The organism is Mesotoga infera (assembly GCF_900157305.1).
Lineage (GTDB): Bacteria > Thermotogota > Thermotogae > Petrotogales > Kosmotogaceae > Mesotoga > Mesotoga infera.
This window is the reverse complement of sequence record NZ_LS974202.1, coordinates 1097123-1117400: the sequence shown is the minus strand read 5'-3', so window position 1 is coordinate 1117400 and position 20278 is coordinate 1097123. Positions and strand designations below refer to the sequence as shown.

General features: G+C 51.3%; 13 protein-coding genes and 2 rRNA genes. 9 read left to right on the top strand and 6 right to left on the bottom strand.

Features of this window, described 5'->3' with window-relative positions; genetic code table 11:
• Positions 1 to 8 precede the first annotated feature (8 nt).
• Positions 9 to 2249, bottom strand: a complete 2241-nt coding sequence (locus MESINF_RS05120) for a cation:dicarboxylate symporter family transporter (protein WP_169698836.1) — start codon at positions 2247 to 2249, stop codon at positions 9 to 11.
• Between the two features lie 177 nt (positions 2250 to 2426).
• Positions 2427 to 4013: an outer membrane protein assembly factor BamB family protein gene (locus tag MESINF_RS05115; protein WP_169698835.1), complete on the bottom strand. Its 1587-nt coding sequence runs from the start codon at positions 4011 to 4013 to the stop codon at positions 2427 to 2429.
• A 224-nt stretch (positions 4014 to 4237) separates the two neighbouring features.
• Here MESINF_RS05115 and MESINF_RS05110 point away from each other — a divergent pair, with 224 nt between their 5' ends.
• Positions 4238 to 5413, top strand: coding sequence for an outer membrane protein assembly factor BamB family protein (locus tag MESINF_RS05110; RefSeq protein ID WP_169698834.1), 1176 nt, complete (start codon positions 4238 to 4240; stop codon positions 5411 to 5413).
• Positions 5414 to 5567: 154 nt separating this feature from the next.
• Positions 5568 to 6755, top strand: coding sequence for an anaerobic nitric oxide reductase flavorubredoxin (locus tag MESINF_RS05105; protein WP_169698833.1), 1188 nt, complete (start codon positions 5568 to 5570; stop codon positions 6753 to 6755).
• 74 nt (positions 6756 to 6829) lie between these two features.
• Here MESINF_RS05105 and MESINF_RS05100 read toward each other — a convergent pair whose 3' ends face one another.
• Positions 6830 to 7729: an HD-GYP domain-containing protein gene (locus tag MESINF_RS05100; protein ID WP_169698832.1), complete on the bottom strand. Its 900-nt coding sequence runs from the start codon at positions 7727 to 7729 to the stop codon at positions 6830 to 6832.
• 148 nt (positions 7730 to 7877) lie between these two features.
• On the bottom strand, positions 7878 to 8285 hold the full coding sequence (locus tag MESINF_RS05095; RefSeq protein ID WP_169698831.1) for a hypothetical protein: 408 nt from the start codon (positions 8283 to 8285) through the stop codon (positions 7878 to 7880).
• A gap of 506 nt (positions 8286 to 8791) precedes the next feature.
• On the opposite strand from MESINF_RS05095, the gene MESINF_RS05090 reads away from it, so the two are divergent.
• The 7 genes from MESINF_RS05090 (at position 8792) to MESINF_RS05060 (ending at position 17049) form a co-directional block, all read left to right on the top strand.
• Positions 8792 to 9346 (top strand): hypothetical protein, encoded by a 555-nt coding sequence (locus MESINF_RS05090; RefSeq protein ID WP_169698830.1) that lies wholly within the window; start codon positions 8792 to 8794, stop codon positions 9344 to 9346.
• Positions 9347 to 9423: 77 nt separating this feature from the next.
• A complete protein-coding gene (locus MESINF_RS05085) occupies positions 9424 to 10179 on the top strand; it encodes an AAC(3) family N-acetyltransferase (protein WP_169698829.1) in 756 nt (251 codons plus the stop codon).
• Between the two features lie 138 nt (positions 10180 to 10317).
• The gene (locus MESINF_RS05080; RefSeq protein WP_169698828.1) at positions 10318 to 11937 is read left to right on the top strand and encodes an OPT/YSL family transporter; all 1620 of its coding nucleotides are present in this window, start codon (positions 10318 to 10320) and stop codon (positions 11935 to 11937) included.
• An 18-nt stretch (positions 11938 to 11955) separates the two neighbouring features.
• Positions 11956 to 13065 (top strand): poly-gamma-glutamate system protein, encoded by a 1110-nt coding sequence (gene pgsW / locus MESINF_RS05075; protein ID WP_169698827.1) that lies wholly within the window; start codon positions 11956 to 11958, stop codon positions 13063 to 13065.
• Complete coding sequence (gene pgsB / locus MESINF_RS05070) at positions 13058 to 14164, top strand: poly-gamma-glutamate synthase PgsB (protein WP_169698826.1); 1107 nt, start codon at positions 13058 to 13060, stop codon at positions 14162 to 14164. Before pgsW ends, pgsB begins: the two co-directional genes overlap by 8 nt.
• Positions 14161 to 14604: a poly-gamma-glutamate biosynthesis protein PgsC/CapC gene (locus MESINF_RS05065; protein ID WP_169698825.1), complete on the top strand. Its 444-nt coding sequence runs from the start codon at positions 14161 to 14163 to the stop codon at positions 14602 to 14604. The genes pgsB and MESINF_RS05065 overlap by 4 nt, the downstream gene beginning before the upstream one ends.
• 954 nt (positions 14605 to 15558) lie before the next feature.
• Positions 15559 to 17049, top strand: coding sequence for a S10 family peptidase (locus tag MESINF_RS05060; RefSeq protein WP_169698824.1), 1491 nt, complete (start codon positions 15559 to 15561; stop codon positions 17047 to 17049).
• A gap of 68 nt (positions 17050 to 17117) precedes the next feature.
• Here MESINF_RS05060 and rrf read toward each other — a convergent pair.
• Positions 17118 to 17234: ribosomal RNA gene (gene rrf, locus MESINF_RS05055) — 5S ribosomal RNA — on the bottom strand.
• 33 nt (positions 17235 to 17267) lie between these two features.
• Positions 17268 to 20194, bottom strand: a 23S ribosomal RNA gene (locus tag MESINF_RS05050).
• Positions 20195 to 20278 lie beyond the last annotated feature (84 nt).

Below are 20278 nucleotides of genomic sequence, written 5' to 3'. Positions count from 1 at the left end.
ATTCGGGTTCATTCGAGGGTTTTGGCAGCCGGAGACAGGTTTTCTTTCGGTTTCTTGCTTCTGAAGAGCTGCACCGCCGCGAAATTGTTGATCATCATACCCATAACCTCCAGCCTCCTCCCCGTGTACATCCATGGCAACATGAAAAAGATCGCCTGTGTCGGTGGGATATTGAAGGGAAGAACGACCATGGAAATGGTGAAGAGGTCCAGTGGACTTGGAACTCCTATCGTCGCTATAACAGCGATGATCGAGGATATAGCTATATACATATAATCCATAGGGCCGAGGCTGCGACCCAGCAGCTGGAGGTTGAAGATCGCCACGACCGCAAAAAGCGAAACGGTGTGCGGCTGGAGCATAACCACCAGAAGCGGCAAAACCCCCCTCTGATTCTCATCGTTGAATTGCTCTACCTGCTCGCTCGTGTGAAGGGCCTCGGGGATCACCGCCACCGAAGACATGAGAGCGAAGAGAAGCATCGTCGGCTTCTTTATGGCTCCAAGATACTCGAGGGGCGACATTTTAGCCAGTTTCGCCCCCAACACTGTCGAGAAGATAAACCAGACGACGAAGCAGAGAAACTGACAGCCTATAAGCATTATGAGCGATTTCATAACACTGGTGTCTCCGGTGAAGACCGATGCCTGGCTCAACATGAGACTGAAAATGCCGAAAGGAAGTATGTAATAGGAAAGCCTGAAGAGAAATATGAAGATCTCTCCGACCGTCTCCAGTGAATCGATTATCGCTTCTCTCTTGGAGTCGTTAACGAATTTAATGGCAAAGGCCAGAATGATCGAGAAGAAGACGATGGCAAGCGTCTTGTTCTCGGCGAAGGCCCTGACTATGCTGTTGCTTATCATGTTGGTTGGAAGGGACCAAAGGATCGAGCCGGTCGTTACGTTAACTTCCTCGAAGGGGTTGGTCGCCTTCATGGATACCACCAGCGCCTCCTGCGATTCTTTGGGGACGCCTGTTCCCGGCTCGACTATCATCGCCACGACTATTCCGATCAAAGCTCCCAGGACGAAAAAGACGAGCACCACCCCCAGAAATTTCAAAAGGAAGCCCCCGCCTCCGGATTTCATGAGAAGCCTGAGGATGTTCAGCGTGACCACGCAGAACAGGATCGGAAGTCCACAGAGCAACATGTAGTTGAAGAAGAGTTCACCCAGCGGACTGAGACCTTCGACGATGTCCGGGAAGGCGCCACCCGAGTAGAACCCGAGAACCATCGCGAAGAGGATCGTCCAGATGTTCAGCAGCCAATGGGGAGCCTTACCGTTTTCACTCTTTTTCTTGATCTTCTTCTGACTGCTCCATACGACCAGAAAGGCCAGCAAGAGGATAAGAAAGAGTACTATCCATCTGTAAGGATCTTCCAGCAGCAACTTTACCCGACTCTCTGCTGAAATTTCTCGATGGAGCTTTGCGATCAACTCGTAATCGATGTACCTGTTCAGATACTCTCGCGTCCTGTTGTAGTCGCTGTCCAGAAACCGGTTGATCCACTCGAGCAGATCGGCATTGGCAGGGTTGACGCCCACCACGATCTGATCCTCCGAAGGGAGGCGGTAGATGGAATAATGGATCAGTAGAGAGGGATTCTTCACCAGAAAGGTCTCGGTCCAGAGATCGTTCATGAAAAAAACATCGTAATTTTTCTCGAAGAGAAGCCCGGCAAGGTTTTCCGTCGTCCCGATACTGAATATCTTCGCACCGGGGAAAAGTTCAAGGGCGATTTTCTCGTAAACCGTTCCCATCATCACCAGCACGGAGATCGACGGATCGTTCAGGCTCTCGACGAGCTTCTCGGGTGTGAGCTCATCTAATTCGTTTTTTATCCTTTGAAGTATCTGATTGTTTATCAGCAGCGACAGGTTCTGTACCAGATAATCGCGCGAGATATAAACCTGAGAGGCTCTGGAAGGGGAGTAGGAGTAATAGCTGAGTATTATGTCGCCCTCGCCTTCTTTCAGATGTGTGGCCAGCGTCTCGTGTGTCGCGATGGCCCGGATAAAGACAGGCTTCACCCCGAGTGCGGCCGCGATGTCCTTCCCAAGCTCGACGTCGATTCCCCCGAGCTTTCCCTCTTCGTCCAGATAATAGAAGGGATACCAGTAATTCTCAGTCTGGAGTATTCTCAGCTCTCCGGAAGCTTTTATAGCTTCTATACTCCTGAATTCACCCGCGAAAACCAGAGAAACCATTAAAACAATCAAGAAAAGCAAAATCATTCTTCGCATTCGGTCTCCCCCCATAATTTCCACCAATTTAGAGAATTATAGCATTCACGGATGGTTATAAAGAGCATAGAAAGGCATCCAACTACAATTCTAAGGTTTTTAGATTTCGTAAAACGACCGGGACAGAAGGGAGCTTGCCTTACTGTACAGGCGCTCTCAAGTGTGTTTTTATCTGGCCTAATCAATGGCAGCGGTATTCATGTTGTTCTGCCGGTATTTCGGCCAGGGTCCGGAATCGAGACCCGTACTGGAGACGTTGATGGCAACGAGTTTCCCGGTGCCCTTTTCATCCAGCGGTTCGGAGCCGACCAGGAGCTTTCCTTCGTACAGAACCGGACTTCCCAGTATCCGGTAGTTTCCGAGACTGTACTTCCACTCTTCGACTCCGGTTATGGAATTCAAAGCGTGCACCGTCCCCGAACTGGTACAGATATATATCCTGTCGTCGTTGCCCAGAACCGGGGTTGAATATACACTTCCGTTTGCCTGAAAGACCCATTTCCTCTTGCCCGATCTATCGAAAGCGAAGATTTTTCCGTTGTCGGCCGCCACATACACGAGCCCTCCAGAGGATACAACCGGGCTAGCCGTCACCCCGTTCAGATCGACTTTTTTGCCCTCCGTGAGATCGTACGTCCAATTTTCCTTCCCGCCGGCATCGATAGCGTAGAAACGGCCCAGGTCATACGTGAAATAGATAGTCGAATCGCTGTCTATCGCGATCGGGGAGACCACTCTCCCGACGGTGGAGTATCTCCATCGCAAAGCTCCCACCGGATCAATATAGAGAGTTACAACCTCTTTGTTCTCTGTCCCGAAGTAGAACGCGTTTCCCGGTCCGGTCATCGAAAACTCCAGCGGGAGGGCTATGATATTACTGACCAAACTTTTGCCCCTTTTTCCGTCGATGCAGTTCAGCGAATAGATCATTTCTCTTCGAATGGCCATGACCGTGTCTCCAACTACTCCGAAATTGCCGAACTCGAAACTGTACAATGCCTCTTCCCAGAGTTTGTCGAAGCGGTTGGCGTCGAAGGCAGTTATTCTATCGGTTGTTTCGTTGAAGGTCAATAAAATTGGACTCTCTTCATGGCTCTGGTATATCACCGGCGTTCCGTAAGAGTTTTTCGTTGGCAGTACATACGCTGCTTCACCGCTCTCGACTACCAACCGGTACATGGTTCTCGATCTCGAGATGGCGTAGAGGTATCCATAGCCGTCAACGGCCGGGCTGAGAGCGAACGAGTCGTATATGGTCCATCTCTTCTCACCGGTCCGGGTCGAATTCACTTCGATTTTTATGGTATTAGAGGTCAGCACCTTTGGATGGGGTCTGAAACTGTCCCTCACAATTACATAGTACTCGCCTTCGTCTTCTACCTCGAGATTTTCGATAGTACAGGTAGATCCATTCGCGCCAGCTATGGGAAAGCCTCCTCGCATCCACTGGTAGGTATAGGGTTTTACTCCACCGGCAGCTTCCACCTCCAGCGTGACCTTCTCGCCTTCCATTCTGAGGATATGCGGTGCGTTCTTCATGGTTATGGACAGGGAAGAGGGAATGTACGATATACCCGAAGTGTTTTGACTGTTGTAGGCGTACCTGGGCCACGGGATTTCTCCCAATCCGCGTGCGTCGGTTTGAACGGCGTAGAATTGCCAGCCGGTAGAAGGAACCAGCAGCAATCCCCCGTCGTTCATCGCCAGGCCTCCCTGAATGCTCCCCATATTTTCACCGGCGTTTTTCGGGAATCTCCAGAGCATCTTTCCCTCTTCAGCGATTTTTTTGCCGTCTTTATCCAGGATATCCCTCGTATGTTTTGCTTCAAACGCATGATTATACAATACAATTCAACGAATAGCTGCCGATCAAATGCCTATCTGGAATCGATTTACTCGAGTTTTTCTCCCGCACTCGTTCGGTTACCGCTCCGGAGATTGATATAATCTCAGTACAGATCCTTTTTTTCGCGGGGAGTTGTTGCCTGATGCGCAGGCTATTGTTTCTTTCGTTCATCGTTCTTTTGATTCTTTCCGGCTGTGTGCCGATCTTCTCGCCCTGGAGCTGGACTTCCAGAGTCAGGGGCTCTTTCCAGTTCAGCAGCCCGGCCATGAGCGGCGAGGGGATTGTGTACGCCGCCACGCAGGAGGATCTTTACGCTTTCACACATACCGGCAAATCCGCTTCGATTTACGGTCTTGGATCGGGAGAATGGTTCAGCAGCAATCCCTCTATCGACGAATACGGAAACATTTATATCGGAACAACCGGCGGCCGGCTGCTCAAGATCTCCCCCGAAGGGTTTCTGTTGTGGTCCTTTCCGTCACAGCCTTCTGGAAACCACACCGTTCGCGACGCTTCGATCGACGGCGAGGGTAATCTTTATTTCGGAACAACCGGTGGCACCATGTATTGCGTATCGCCTGAGGGAGTGGAACTCTGGCATTACGATACGGGTGAAGAGATCTGGTCCAAGCCTGCGATAGGGGGAGACGGAACGGCCTTCTTCGGCACGCTGGTAACAGGTGGCAGTGAAACTCACAGTTTTTTTGCGATCAAAGACGGGCAGCCCTTATGGGTTTTCGAGACTGAGGCTCCGTCGGTTGGTTTCTACTCCAGTCCAGCTTTGGACGGGGAGGGAAACGTATATGTCGCCTGCCACGACGGATATCTCTATTGCCTGGACACCCTGGAGGGGACGCTCGACTGGACTCTAAGACTGGCTCCGGCAAAACCCGGTGGAGACAGCGCCATAGCCTCCAGCCCGGTTGTAGGACTGGACGGGACTGTCTATCTCTGCACCAACGAGGGGACTTTGTACGCCATCTCTCCGGCCGGATCGATAAAGTGGACGGTCTCTCTCGGCACCACGATCTTTTCCACCCCGGTCCTGTCGTCCGAAGGCCTGGCTTATCTATTGGGCTGGGACGATTCAAGACTGTACGTTGTAGATCGCGACGGAGGAGTGTCAAAACTCTCCAGCATGGGGCGCAACAGCGCCGGCTCCCCCCTCATGACGGACGATGGTACGCTGTACTTCACCGCCACGCTCGTGGATATCGGTACCTGGAGCCAGCTAGTCTCTCTTAAAACCGATGGGGCCCCCGCGGGAATGTGGCCCATGTACGGAATAGACCAAAGGCGCACTGGAAACATTGACTGAAAATATCCGCCAAAGGTATTGAAATCCTCACCTTTCCGCTTTCGGTGCATCTTTTTCTTTGAATCCGAAAAACAGGAAAAGAGTGTAACAAATGTTACCGCTGAATCCCGTCAAATAAGGTAGAATTAAATCGAAATACACGGGAGGTGTTGTTATGGGAGTGAAAATAAGCGAAAGCGTAACCTGGGTTGGAAAGGTTGACTGGGAATTGAAGAAGTTCCACGGCGAGGATTATTCGACACACAGGGGTTCCAGTTACAACTCCTATCTCGTGCGGGACGAGAAGGTTGCCCTCATCGATACGGTATGGTCGCCCTTCGGAGAAGAATTCGTAGAAAAACTGAAGAAGGAGATCGATCTCTCGAAGATCGATTACATAATCGCCAACCACGGAGAGATAGACCACAGTGGAGGTTTACCCGCCCTGATGCGCGAAATACCAGATACGCCGATTTACTGTACGGCCAACGCAGTCAAGTCCCTCAAGGGGCAGTTCCACGAAAACTGGAACTTCGTGACCGTTAAGACCGGAGATATTCTCAAACTCGGAAAAAAGACGCTCACATTCGTTGAAGCCCCAATGCTGCACTGGCCCGATTCGATGTTCGAGTACCTCGACGGCGAGGAGATTCTCTTCAGTAACGACGCCTTCGGCCAGCATTACGCGACCGAGCTTCTCTACAACGATCTGGTCGATCAGGCCGAGCTTTACCAGGAAGCGATAAAATACTACGCCAACATACTCACTCCTTTCAGCAAGCTCGTTACACGTAAGATAGAAGAGGTACTCGCTTTCAAGCTGCCTCTTAAGATGATCTGTCCCAGCCACGGAGTGATATGGAGAAAGGATCCGGCCCAGATCGTCAAGAAGTATCTCGAGTGGGCCGGAGATTATCAGGAGAACCAGGTGACCATCGTTTACGATACGATGTGGGACGGTACGAAAAAGATGGCCGAAGCGATCGCGAAGGGCATCCACCAGACAGACGGAACCGTGACAATAAAGCTTTTCAACGCGGGAAAGAGCGATAAAAACGACATAGTGACCGAAATCTTCAGGGCGAAGGCCGTACTTTTCGGCTCTCCCACGGTAAACAAAGGGATCCTCGCCCCGCTCTCGGGAATGTTGCACGAGATAAAGGGCCTGGCCTTCAAGAAAAAGAAAGCGGCCGTTTTCGGAACTTACGGCTGGAGCGGCGAGTCGGTAGATGTTCTCAGCGCGTTCGTCAAAGATGCGGGTTTCGAAGTGATTCAGGAGGGCCTCAAGAAGCTCTGGTATCCTGATGAGATTAACCTCAAAGACTGCGAGCGGTTCGGCAAAGAGTTCGCCGCAAAGCTCTAAAAAATAGATACAAAAAAGGGGCCGGATAATCGGCCCCTTGTTTTTTTATCCTGTTGTGTGTGGGCAAGACGATGCTAGATAAGGCCTTCGCGAAGGCACTCTTCCAGTGCCTGGACAACTATCGGGTCGTAAAGTGTGCCAGAGAGCGATTTGATCTCCCGAAGGGCATCCTCGTCGGTCATGGCCTCCCTGTACGGTCTGATCGAAGTCATCGCATCGAAAGAATCGGCAACGGCGATTATTTTCGATTCGATCGTCATCAGTTCTCCCGGAATACCATCGGGATATCCCGATCCATCGACTCTCTCATGGTGATGGAGTATGATGTCAGACGTGTCTTCAAGCGGTGTGTTCAATACCATCTTATAGCCATATATCGGATGCTTCTTTATGAGTTCGAACTCTTCGGAGTTCAATCTGGCTGGCTTTTTGAGTATTTCATCGGGTATATCTATTTTGCCTATATCGTGGAAAAGTGCGCCCATCGCCAGCCTTTCCAGCTTTCTGGAATCGAGGCCGAGTTTCTTTCCTATCGCGTGAGAGACATCTCTGACCCTCTTTCCGTGGCCATGCGTGTATGCGTCCTTCTTTTCGACTTTTTTGAGTATCTCCTTGAACACGGATATGTTATGGCTTATGTGCTTAAAAAGGGCTCTCGAAGACACATATATGAGCTTAGCGTCGGTTTGCGGCTTTATTTCGACGGGTGCTTTCAGGTTATGGGCATAGAAGTAATCTCCCGGTTTCAGGATCATCTCACCATATTCGCAATGGCAGTAAATTTCTCCTTCGAGAATGTAGTAAAATTCGAGAAGTTCCTCTCCGTACGGTTCGAGATAGCTTAAAGAACCTTCTTTAATCTCCTGTATAAGTATTTCCACGCCATCTCCCTGACCGAGAAGGGAAAGCGAACCGCTTTTTTGGACAACTCTCTCGATTGCTTCTCCGGACTTTCTAACGATAAAATCCGTCATAATCCCCCCGATAACAATGAAATCGATATTACTTTCCGGATATTCGTATCATCAATATAGAGTTTAGCACAGATATGGGTACCCCAATGCGCTTCAAATAAAAAGGCCACGATTACTTCGCGGCCTGTATGGGTTGAAACTATTGAAATCAGTCGTCGATGATTATTATGGGATCGATCAGGAAAACCTGGTTTCCAAGGGTGATGGGAATATAATAGCATACGGCCTTATATCCCATCGTCGCGATCTTGTCAATGGCTGCCGAGCTGATTTTAAAGGCCGTTTCAGCCAGACCGGTACCGAGAATGTAGATTGTTCTGTTGTAATTTTCCTCCAGAAGAGACAACGAATACTCGCTATCTTTGAACGTCTCGGCGAGCTTCTTATAATTTTCTGTGAGGACTTCCGCAGTTTTTTCCGCGCTGGCGATCAGCGTCTCAACCGTCGAGTTAGCTCTATCCGCCACCGATTGCGCATCCTCGAGAGTGTAAGCAAGGACGCTCGTTGTCAAGAAGAGCAATAAAATAGAAAAAACCACTATTAATCGGGTCCGCATAACTGTCACCTCTTTTCTGCTATTTACTCATGCGTATAAATCATATCATAAAATCATTAGATTTCAAAATACTTCTTCAATCGCTGACGAATAGATCGGGACTATCGAGAAGCCTCTTGCCTGGAAACACTAGTTCGCAAAAAATCAGTCAGAAAAGCCGGTTATCAAAACCATATTATAGCTCAACTTTCTTTTTGCGATTTAACAAACCAAGAGAATTTCGATATTGAAAGTGTCAGGCAGCAGGTTCCCCGGGATCGCTTCGATTTTCAACAGCAGCGTACCATTTTATTCACACCGGTTTTTTTGTGGAAAGGAGTCCGATGCGGAGTTCTTCTTCGAGCCTCCAACCACACTTTATACGTCTGCCGCGAAAGGTTTGGCCGGAGAGATAAAAGATAGCAGTTGACGCTTCAAAAAGATAGAATAGATCCATGAAAGAACTGGTAGTGGTGAGTGAGTAGATTGATGTTTAAAACTAATTTCGTGTACAGGGGGAGAGTGTCATGAAATTTCTCAATTCGGTGCTGATTATGTTTTTGGCAACTGTATCTATAGCGGCTTTGCAGACACCTTTGCCAATCTTCTCTCAACCTTCGTTCGATAGTCAGAATGGGATCGTGGAGGTTTTTTGTGAAGAATCGGTCGACGCCTCGAAGATTTCGGTGACCGTTGTGTTCAAAGACGAAGATCACCCGTGCTGGCTGGCGGATATCCCGTACGATATTTACAGGTTTTTCAGATACGGCCGTATTTTCGATATCGAGACCTTTTATCTCTGCCTGAACGCCGATGGTTCCCTCCAGGGCATAGAGTTTCCCGGCGTTTCTGCTGGCGATCACCGCTTCGAAGATACGCGAGATCTTCACGGCTCGGCATACATAACAGCCGATGAGATTCTCTTCCTAGAGCAGAGACCGGTTGTGTACGTGAACACGTGGAATCATATGTTCGGCCCGAAGCCCTCTTTCGATCGAAACGCGGAAACGCTTCTCTTCGAATATCCCCTCTCTCCTGGCGGAAGAGACGCTGCCGAAGTCAAATATTCATGGCATTGGTAACGTAGTGCACGTGAAGTCGTCGAATCAAGGCCGATTTTTAAGTCCTTTTTCACGTTGAAAGTGGGGAGGTAGTGTAGTTGTTCGAAGAGATACGAGAAATAGAACGGGCCATCGCTGGACTCATCGACGGTGCGAAAGTGGCGATGATTCACTCGTCGCTTTCAGCCATGGGCCGTGTTCATGGGGGCCCCTCGGCAGTCGTTGAGGCCGTAGCGAGACTCGCGGAAAGAGGGATCACGGTGATGATGCCCGCCCTTTCTTATGAGCGCGTAACGCCGGAAAGACCTCTCTTCGATCTGGAGAGAACACCTTCCAACGTCGGAGTTATTCCCGAAGCCTTCAGAAAAAGTGAAGGGGTAATCAGAAGCGTGCATCCTACCCACTCGGTCTGTGCCTTCGGTCCACTCGCGCAAGTCGTAATGGTCGAACACGCAAAGGACAGGACCCCGGTGGGTGAGAGATCGCCCTTCAGAAAGCTTGTCGAGAAAGATGGAGTCGTGATTTTCATTGGATGTGGATTGAGGCCGAACACACTGATGCACGGGGTCGAGGAGCTAGTGAAACCGCCATACCTTTTCAACGGGGAGGTTTCGTACACCATCGTAACCGGCAAAGGATCGGAGTACTCCGCCAGTTACCTCACCCACGACTTCAAGGGGTACGTTCAGAGGTACGACAGGATCGCAGAGCTTCTTACGAAAGACGAAATGATAAGGGGAGGAGTGCTGAAGGCCGAATGCTACGCACTAAAGGCCGTTCCTCTCTGGGAGAAAGCGCTCAAAGAGATTAAGAAAAACGAACTGGCTTTTGTCGATAGGACACTCGAAGGGTAGAGATATCCGTCGGCAATACTTGAAAGGAGATATTTCCGGTTCGTTGCGAGAAGATGTGTCACCTTCATTCTCCGGGAAGCTTTTCCGGAGGTAATGTATAATTGGTCATTATAAGGATACGGACGGAGGCAGACTGCTTTGAGCGGGAACGTTTCTCTGGAGAAAGATGGCAACAGACAGCTGACTCTCAGGAGTCTCGTAATCGGAGCCATCGGCTCGGTCGTGATAACCACCAGCTCTATGTATGTGGCCCTGCGGATGGGAGCCCTTCCATGGCCCACGATTTTCGTCGCCGTTATGTCTCTGGCGATACTGAAAGCCCTGGGCAATACGAACCTCAACGAGGTAAACGTCACGCACACGGCTATGTCTGCAGGTTCGATGGTAGCCGGTGGACTGGCCTTCACGGTTCCGGGGATATGGATTCTCGACGCGAACGCCAGTATGAGTTTTCTTTCACTCCTCGTCTTGACGCTCTCTGGAACGGTTCTCGGCGTTATTTTCACTGGACTCATAAGAAAGTACTTCGTAGAAAGGGAGAGACTCCCATTTCCAATGGGAATCGCCTCATACGAGACGATCGTCGCCGGCGACGAAGGCGGCAGCAAAGCCAGATACCTTTTCTCTACCATGGGAGTGGCGGCGATTTTCGTCGCCATAAGAGACTGGTTTGGCTGGATTCCAGGAGCCTGGTCCTCGGCCTGGCTTTACGCGAGAAATATCTTTTTCGGCGTCTGGATATCTCCGATGGCAGTTGGGATTGGCTATATAATCGGTCCGCTCTTCACGGGCGTATGGTTTCTCGGCGCCGCTCTCAGTTACTTCTTTATAATACCGGTCGGTGTCGGACTGGGCTGGTTTGCAGATATCGCTGCGGCCAGAGCTTTCAAGGACAGTCTCGGTATCGGTCTGATGGTTGGGACGGGTATAGGGATACTGCTAAAGGGCATCGCGCCGAAAGCGAGAGAGATTTACGGTCCGATCTTCAGACCGGAAAAAAACGCGAAAAACCCCCTTTCCGGCTGGATTCCCATTGTCTTCGCCGCAGTTGCGGTTTTTCTGACAACGCTGAGTGAGATGACTCTGATCCCGGCGTTGCTCACCATCATCGGAGTATGGCTGACAACGGCGATGGCAGCTTCTATAACCGGCCAGTCAGGAATAAACCCGATGGAGATCTTCGGTATCATCGTCCTCCTGGCCGTGAAAATCGTGGCGACACCCGGTACCATTGAATCGTTCATGATCGCCGGCGTCGTTGCGGTGGCCTGTGGGCTGGCCGGAGACGTATTGAACGATTTCAAGTCCGGGCACCTTTTGAAAACGGACCCAAAGGCACAGATCGTCGCCGAAACTGTGGGAGGTATAGTCGGCGCCGTCGTTTCAGTCGTCGTGCTTTTCATAATGTTCAGAGCATACGGCGCCTTCGGCCCGGGGACGGAATTGCCCGCCCCCCAGGCTTTCGCCGTATCTACTATGGTCGGCGGTTTGCCGGATCCTACGGCCTTCTTCTTCGGCCTTATGATGGGCATAATCATCTACCTGTTGAAGCTGCCCGGAATGACTCTGGGGATCGGACTATACCTGCCGATGGAGATATCGTCGGCGGCTTTTCTGGGCGGACTGCTGAACCTGCTGGTCGGAAAGTTCAGACCGTCGTCGAAGGATAAAGGCCTCGTGATTTCCTCGGGTCTTCTTGGGGGCGAAGGAATCGCCGGAGTGCTTATAGCGATAATAAGAGTCCTGACTGTAAGTTGAATTAAAAGGGGAGTTATCTTGAAAAGTCATTCTTTCGTGAGTCTTTCCGGATTGAACAAGACAGGAGTTTCTTTGAAATGGCTCTCTGTCGGAGTCGTAATAGGATTGATTTCCTTCTTTCTTCTCACCTCTTCAGCGAAAAGAAGCGAGACACCTTTCATAAGCACCCAGCTAGCGGCCGCCAGCTTGATGATGGAGGCCACTCGAGAGATCTCTTCATATAGACTTTCGCTCGGTATAGAGATAGACCCGCTTCTCGATCCCAACGGCACGGGACTCATAGGTCCCGAGTTCACCGTGCTCACTACGACGCTTGGAAATCTCCAGGCCAAGAGGACATCGACGAATCCGGATTTCGCCGCGCTGCTCGTCAAGTACTTCAAGGAGCTGGGTTTGAGGAAGGGAGACCCGGTGGCCATAGGTGCGAGCGGTTCTTTCCCTTCGCTGGTGCTGGCTACCCTCTGCGCCTGTGAAGTGATGAATCTGGAGCCTCTCCTGATCTACTCGATCGGAGCCTCGGAGCACGGGGCGACTCATCCGGATTTCACATTCATCAGGATGCTACAAAGGCTCGTTGAGAAAGGTCTTCTGCGTGACAGTCTAATAGCCGTTTCTCTTGGCGGCAACAACGACAACGCCCGGGGTATGTTCTTCCCGGGGGCGGTCGAGAAAATGACGGAAATCGCTCTATCAAGCGGAAAGACTTTCATACACGAAGACACGCTTCAGAAAAGTATAGACGCGAGGTTTAAGATCTACTCCGAACACGCAGGAGGTCTTCCTAAAGTCTTCGTGAACGTCGGAGGCGCCAGTCCGAACTTCGGAGAGAGTCCCGCGGCCCTCAGTCTCGAGAACGGGCTAATAACTTCCCTCAAGAATATCCCCTCAGGCGAGGATAGGGGTCTGATTTTTGAATACGCCTCTCGCGGAGTGCCCTTCATTCACCTGCTCAACATCCGCGATCTGGCCCTAAAAAATGGAATACCGATCGACCCTGTGCCGCTCCCGGAACCCGGAAAGAGCGGTGTTTATTATATCGATAGCTACTCGCTACCCCTGGCGCTGCTTTTCCTGGCATTAATGATCCTGTCGCTTATCGCGGGCAAACTGGCGGTGAAAAATGAGTAACCTGATTCTTTCGTTCGTCGCGTTCCTCTCATTGCTGACGGTTCTCGTCGTCGAGAAGCTGGTCCTCAGACGACGGAGGAAGAGACTGAAGATCGTTGTCCAGGTCAACGGTACCAGGGGAAAGAGCGAGACTGTCAGGCTGATCCACGGTGCGTTGTCAGGGAACGGTTACCGTGTGCTGGCCAAGACAACCGGTACGGTACCACTCTGGATAATGCCCGATGGCAGTCATCGTGAAATAAAGAGAAGAGGTCCTGCAAATATACAGGAGCAATACAGGGCGCTTAAGCAGGCCGGAAGATTGAAATGCGATGCACTCGTCGTAGAGTGCATGGCGATCAGGCCCGAGATGCAACTGACCAGTGGAAAGATACTTGACGCCGATCTCACAGTGATCACAAACGCTTATCCCGACCACATAGAAGAGATCGGGGCGAGCGAAGAAGCAACAGCCGGGGTACTCTCGCTTTCCGTGCCGGGTAACAAAAAGTGCCTCGTCGGCGATCTCGGCGATGGTGCCCTGAAAATTATGAGAACTCATTGTGAAAAAGTTGGAAGCCAGCTACTCGGCGTCGGAGAGGGAACGATATCCGACAAAGGAATGGCCTTCACGCCGCATCCTGACAATTTGCGGCTCATCGAGAGGGTTATCGAGATTTTCGGGCTGAATGAAAAGGCTTCGATGGAAGGAATGGCGAGAGTACTGCCAGACATTGGCACGTTCAGATACCTCGGGCTGAAGCTCAGTAACGGCAGAGCGATTCTCGCGAATGCTTTCGCCGCCAACGATATACGTTCCACGACCTACCTTCTGGAGAAGACCTTGGCGGACTTCCCCGGCAGAAGAGTAGTGGGGTTCTTCAACTCCAGAGACGATCGACCCGACAGGGCACTGGTTTTCGAGCCCTTCACCAGAAAGTTCGACAATCTGATGATCAGGGGTTCGATTCCTGTGCACAAGTTCAAAGGTCTCAGTTACAGGAAGGTTAAAGACTGCGAGTCGATAGAGGAGTTTCTGCAAAAGGACGATATAGTTTTCGGATTTGGCAATATAAGAGGTCTGGTACAGTGGTTGAGCAATCTGGAGGTGATCGAATGAACCCGGCCATATTTTCGATAGGAGTAGTGATCAGTACGCTTTTCTGGTGGATCACGGGCCTCTCCGCAGGGGGCATCGTAACGCCGGTTTATCTCTTCATATTCATAGATCAGCCTTTGCGGCTCGTCTATACCTGGGCCGTGGGGCTTTTGACGTTCATCATTCTGAACTTCCTCCAGCGGTATCTGATACTCTACGGTAGAAAAAGGCTCGCTCTGGGAATAACGATGGGGGTCTTCGTGAAACTGGCTCTCGATACTCTTCTGGTGCCGAATTTGCCTCTCGAACTGTTTTCGACCGTTATAGGTACGGTGGTACCGGGTCTGATCGCCAACGATTTCTACAGACAGGGCGTTGTAAAGACCTCGCTTTCACTGGCCTTCGTTACGCTCCTCGTGTGGGTTTTGAACATATCTCTTAAGGGGCTGTCTCTGCTATAAGCGCAGGCAAAGACTGAACGTTACGAGGATTATTAGTGGCCGTCAGGCGTCCAGTGCCCCAGAGCATGGACCCGTCCTTTGCAAGAGTGAGAAGAGCGAGATCCCGTATAGGAGCATTACGGGATGACAGGATGGGGGCGGTTAACGGGATGATACGGGATGACAGTCCCCTCACGTCATGCCGGACCTGATCCGGCATCTCCGTCCTTCGAAAGAGCGGAACCAGAGGTGAGAGGGTAGAGGTGTGAGGCGAGAAGAGCGAGATTTTGATCTTCTTACCTCTGACCTCATTCCTCTTACCTCTGGTTAGAGACGAGCGAGAAGAGCGGGATCCCGTATAAGAACACTACGGGATGACACGGGATGACAGTCCCCTAACGTCATGCCGGACTCACTTGATGTCATTCTGAGCTTGACTTAGAATCACGGTTTTCTAAGGAGTGGATCCCGGATCGGGGTCCGGGATGACCCTGAATAGGAACCCTGAATAGGAGCATTTCAGGGCAGGCTCTCCCCTCACGTCATCCTGGCATGTTCCTAGCCAGAATCCCGGTCTTCGCGAAAAACGGTAAGAGCGGGATCCCGTATAGGAGCACTACGGGATGACAGGATGGGAGCGGTTAACGGGATGACACGGGATGACAGTCTTTCTCCCTTCTCGTCATTCTGAGCTTGACTCAGAATCACGGGTTTCTAAGGAGTGGATCCCGGTCCTTGGAAAGAGCAAAAGAACCGTTCATCGTTCCGACGCTGCGCGTCCAGGTTCTCGGTAAATCCGAGGTGAGAGGTAGGAGGGGAGAGGTGTGAAGGTGTGAAGATGTGAAGATCTAGACTTTCTAACCTGTAACCTCCATTACGTTGACTATCTGATACGCAGATTGCACATCAGTACATTTGAAGACACCTACTACAAGAAGACATGAAGACTATAATAATACAAAGGAGGTGTTTCGAATGGCCGGGAAAAGAACGTTCTTAGTTTTCTTTCTGTTTTTGGTCGCTTTCTCTGTAGCTCTATCCACCGAGCAGATCAACGAGGTAAGTAAAACAAACACCGTTGTAATCGATGGTGAGAACATAACATACACAGTCACGGCGGGACTTCTCCCCGTGGCAGACCAGAATGGAAAAGAGATGGTACGGATCTTCAGCGTCTCGTACGAAAGGTTGCTGGAAAGAGAAGACCCCTCAAGACCCGTGACTTTCGCCTTCAACGGCGGTCCCGGTGTCGCAGCCATGTTCCTCCATTTAGGTGCCTTCGGTCCCAGAGTTGTAGACAGGAGCGGTGACGGCACTGAGATCCCCGCGCCGCCGTACAGTCTGGTGGATAATCCCTACACTCTGCTGGACGTAACCGACTTGGTGTTTATTGACCCCGTTGGTACGGGATACAGCGAAGTTGCCGACGGAATCGATCCACAGCGTTTCTGGGATGTAAAGGAAGACGTGGCAGTCTTTGCCGGTTTCATTCAGTCTTACCTCGACTGGAGCGGCCGGCGACGTTCTCCCGTGTACATACTCGGCGAGAGTTACGGAGGTATTCGTGGTTCGTACCTGGCCAGCTATTTGCAGGACCTTGGAGTTTTCCCCGAGGGCATCATCTTCATCTCGCCGGTCTTCGATCTCGGAACGATTCAGTGGAGTTCAATGGACGACACCGCGCTGGCGTTATCGATCCCGACCTATACTGCGGCCGCCTGGTACCACGGGAAGTTGCCGGCTTACCTCATGACTGATCTTCAGAAAGCTATCGATTTATCCAGAAAGTGGGTGGAAGAGGAGTACATAGTCTCACTGTGGAAAGGAAGCGGGCTTTCCGAGGAGAGAAAATGGGAGGCGGCTTCGAAGCTCGGCGATTTTACAGGAATCGACGTCGAAGTCCTTTATAAAAGAGATTTGAGGGTTAACGCCGTGGAATTCGCCACTCTCCTGCTGGAGGAAGAGGGAAGATCCTTGAGTATGTACGATGCCAGAATAACGGCTTTCGGCCCTTATGTAGGTGATTCGAACGATGAAGCCATGTTCGCTCTTTCAGGTCAGCTAAAAACATGTGCCAACGACTATTTCAAGAGAGAGCTAGGCTATCTTACTACATTACCCTACCGTAGCGGCAACGCGGAGGTCTATCTCAACTGGAACTGGGAGAGCGGCAGACCGGCTCCAGTGAGTCCCGACTCGCTAAACACGGGATACCCCGACGCCAGCAAGGCGCTCGCCCAGGCTATAATCAGGGCTCCGTACTTCAAAGTTTTCGTCGCCAGCGGTAGATTCGACCTGGAATGTCCCTACGAATCGGTGGCTTACAGTCTGAACCATCTGGAGATACCCAAATCCCTGCAAAAAAATATAACCCACAAAGTTTATCCCGGCGGACACATGATCTACTTCAATCCACAGGCTCAAAAGCAGCTCCTGGAGGACCTGCGGGATTTTTACAACAGATGAACTTACGGGAAGATTTCCGGCAAAGCAAAAATAAAAGGAGAGTCAAAAGACTCTCCTTTTTGAAAACATCTGGGCGATACCTACTCTCGCATGCAGTTGCCCACATACTACCATCGGCCCGAGGCGGCTTAACTGCCGGGTTCGGTATGGAGCCGGGTGTTTCCCGCCCCGGTATCTTCACCCAGAATATCTAGTCACTCAAGAGTGCACAGGGAATAAAGGTAAAGGAATCGGATGATTAGTACTGGTCGACTCAACACCTCACGATGCTTACATCTCCAGCCTATCTACGTCCTCTTCTCGAACGATCCTGAGAGACCTAGTCTTGAAGCATGCTTCCCGCTTAGATGCTGTCAGCGGTTATCACTCATGAACTTAGCTACTCAGCTACTGCCGCTTGCACGACAACTGATTCACCAGAGGTCCACTAACCCCGGTCCTCTCGTACTAGGGGCTACCCTTCTCAAGTCTCCTACGCTCGCAACAGATAGGGACCGAACTGTCTCACGACGTTCTGAACCCAGCTCACGTACCGCTTTAATAGGCGAACAGCCTAACCCTTGGGACCTGCTCCAGCCCCAGGATGCGATGAGCCGACATCGAGGTGCCAAACACTGCCGTCGATGTGAACTCTCGGGCAGTATAAGCCTGTTATCCCCAGGGTAGCTTTTATCCGCTGATCAACGGCCTTTCCACTCAGGGCCGCAGGGTCACTAGGGCCAGGTTTCCCTCCTGTTCGACCTGTCAGTCTCACAGTCAAGCTGGCTTTTGCCCTTACACTCTATGGTTGATTTCCAACCAACCTGAGCCAACCTTAGCGCGCCTCCGTTACTCTTTGGGAGGCGACCGCCCCAGTCAAACTGCCCACTTAGCACTGTCCTTGCGATGCTTTCCACATCCACAAGTTAGTACTCCGTTGTATAGAGGGTAGTATCCCACCGTTGGCTCCCCCGATCCTGGCGAACCGGGTTCTCCGCCTCCTACCTATCCTGTACACCATACAACAAAGCACAATACCAAGCTACAGTAAAGCTCCATGGGGTCTTTCCGTCTAGTTGCGAGTCCTGGGCATCTTCACCCAGACTGAAATTTCACCGGGTCTCCTGTTGAGACAGTGCAGCGATCGTTACGCCATTCGTGCAGGTCGGAACTTACCCGACAAGGAATTTCGCTACCTTAGGACCGTTATAGTTACGGCCGCCGTTTACTGGGGCTTCGGTTCAAAGCTTCGCTCGCGCTAACCTTTCCCCTTAACCTTCCAGCACTGGGCAGGCGTCAGACCCTATACGTCTTCTTATCGAATTCGCAGAGCCCTGTGTTTTTGGTAAACAGTCGCCGCTGCCTTGTCACTGCGACTCCAGTCAGCTATTAACCAACCAGAGTACCCCTTCTCCCTAAGTTACGGGGCTAATTTGCCTAGTTCCTTAACAGGAGTTATCCCGCTCCCCTTAGCCTTCTCAGCTTGCCTACCTGTGTCGGTTTTCAGAACGATTGGCTCAACACTCAACGCTATGCGATGCTTTTCTCGACAGTATGAACTCAACGTTGTTGCTCCCGAAGAAACTCCCATTCGTCCCTCACCCTCCCGCGGTGGATTTCCCTGCCGCGATCATCGGACTCGAAACTTAGACGCACTATGCAACTAGTACGCAACGCCTATCCTCCTGTGTCACACCCCATAACTCGTGCTACGCCAGTACCGGAATATTAACCGGTTTCCCATCGGTTACCCCTTTCGGGTTCCCCTTAGGGTATCGACTAACCCTGGGCGGACGAACCTTCCCCAGGTACCCTTAGGCTTTCGGGGGGAGAGATTCTCACTCTCCTTTCGTATACTCATGCCTGCATTCTCTCTTGTGTCTCGTCCAGCAGCCCTCACGGGTCTACCTTCTCCCTACTACACAATGCTCCTCTACCAACAGTTTCCTGTTCCACAGCTTCGGAGGATAGCTTCAGCCCCCTTACATCTTCGGCGCGGTGAGTCTCGACTAGTGAGCTGTTACGCACTCTTTTAATGATGGCTGCTTCTAAGCCAACATCCTAGCTGTCTTTGACTCTCCACTTCCTTTAACACTTAGCTATCTCTCTGGGCCCTTAGCTGGTGGTCTGGGCTGTTTCCCTCTCGACTACGGACCTTATCGCTCGCAGTCTGTCTCCTGCACTTTGAGTAGAGGTATTCGAAGTTTGACTGAGGTCGGAGGTCGCCCCCCTAGCCCAATCAGTGCTCTACCCCCTCCACTAACCATGCAAGGCCGTGCTTAGACACGTTTCGAGGAGTACCAGATATCACCGAGTTCGGTTAGCTTTTCACTCCTATCCACAGGTCATCCAATAGCTTTTTACTGCTAACTGGTTCGGTCCTCCAGTGGGTGTTACCCCACCTTCAACCTGCCCATGGATAGCTCACCCGGTTTCGGGTCTATCGCAACTGACTCCCGCCCTGTTAAGACTCGGTTTCCCTTCGGCTCCTCCTCTCTCGGATTAACCTCGCCAGTTACGGTAACTCGCAGGCTCATTAATCAAAAGGCACGCGGTCGCACTCTCGTGCTCCCACTTATTGTAGACTCACGGTTTCAGGTACTCTTTCACTCCCCTCCCGGGGTGCTTTTCACCTTTCCCTCACGGTACTTTTCCTCTATCGGTCAGCAGGTAGTATTTAGCCTTAGAGAGTGGTCTCCCCAGATTCACGCGGGATTCCTCGTGCCCCGCGTTACTCGGGATATTAGCAAGACTAGCTCTAAGCTTTCGCCTACAGGACTTTCACCTTCTCCGGTTTACCTTCCAAGGTAATTCGACTAGCCCTTCGCTTCATCCGGCCCTGTACGGTCAGGCCCGCCAATATCCCTCTACCCCGATCCAGCAACGCCCGTACGCTTACACTGCATCGGTTTAGGCTCTTCCCCTTTCGCTCGCCGCTACTCAGGGAATCTCTTCGATTTCTCTTCCTCTTGCTACTAAGATGTTTCAGTTCGCAAGGTTCGCTTCCCTTTCGGGATACCAGGTGTCTCTACCTGGTGGGTTTCCCCATTCGGGCATCCGCGCTTCTACGGTCGCTTGCACCTACACGCGGCTTTTCGCAGCTGGCCACGCCCTTCTTCGCCTCCCGCTACCTAGGCATCCTCCGTGAGCCCTTTCTACCTTTACCTTTCTTTAACTCGCTCCTATCTTTCTTCCCTATGCACTTTTCAATGACCAGAAGAGTAACTCAAAGATGGATAGCAATCCATAA

What these genes read in the sequence shown, in the direction of transcription:
- MESINF_RS05120 (WP_169698836.1), bottom strand. Translation starts at nt 2,249, where the DNA reads ATGCGAAGAATGATTTTGCTTTTCTTGATTGTTTTAATGGTTTCTCTG.
- MESINF_RS05115 (WP_169698835.1), bottom strand. Translation starts at nt 4,013, where the DNA reads ATGCTCTGGAGATTCCCGAAAAACGCCGGTGAAAATATGGGGAGCATT.
- MESINF_RS05110 (WP_169698834.1), top strand. Translation starts at nt 4,238, where the DNA reads ATGCGCAGGCTATTGTTTCTTTCGTTCATCGTTCTTTTGATTCTTTCC.
- MESINF_RS05105 (WP_169698833.1), top strand. Translation starts at nt 5,568, where the DNA reads ATGGGAGTGAAAATAAGCGAAAGCGTAACCTGGGTTGGAAAGGTTGAC.
- MESINF_RS05100 (WP_169698832.1), bottom strand. Translation starts at nt 7,729, where the DNA reads ATGACGGATTTTATCGTTAGAAAGTCCGGAGAAGCAATCGAGAGAGTT.
- MESINF_RS05095 (WP_169698831.1), bottom strand. Translation starts at nt 8,285, where the DNA reads ATGCGGACCCGATTAATAGTGGTTTTTTCTATTTTATTGCTCTTCTTG.
- MESINF_RS05090 (WP_169698830.1), top strand. Translation starts at nt 8,792, where the DNA reads ATGAAATTTCTCAATTCGGTGCTGATTATGTTTTTGGCAACTGTATCT.
- pgsB (WP_169698826.1), top strand. Translation starts at nt 13,058, where the DNA reads ATGAGTAACCTGATTCTTTCGTTCGTCGCGTTCCTCTCATTGCTGACG.
- MESINF_RS05065 (WP_169698825.1), top strand. Translation starts at nt 14,161, where the DNA reads ATGAACCCGGCCATATTTTCGATAGGAGTAGTGATCAGTACGCTTTTC.
- MESINF_RS05060 (WP_169698824.1), top strand. Translation starts at nt 15,559, where the DNA reads ATGGCCGGGAAAAGAACGTTCTTAGTTTTCTTTCTGTTTTTGGTCGCT.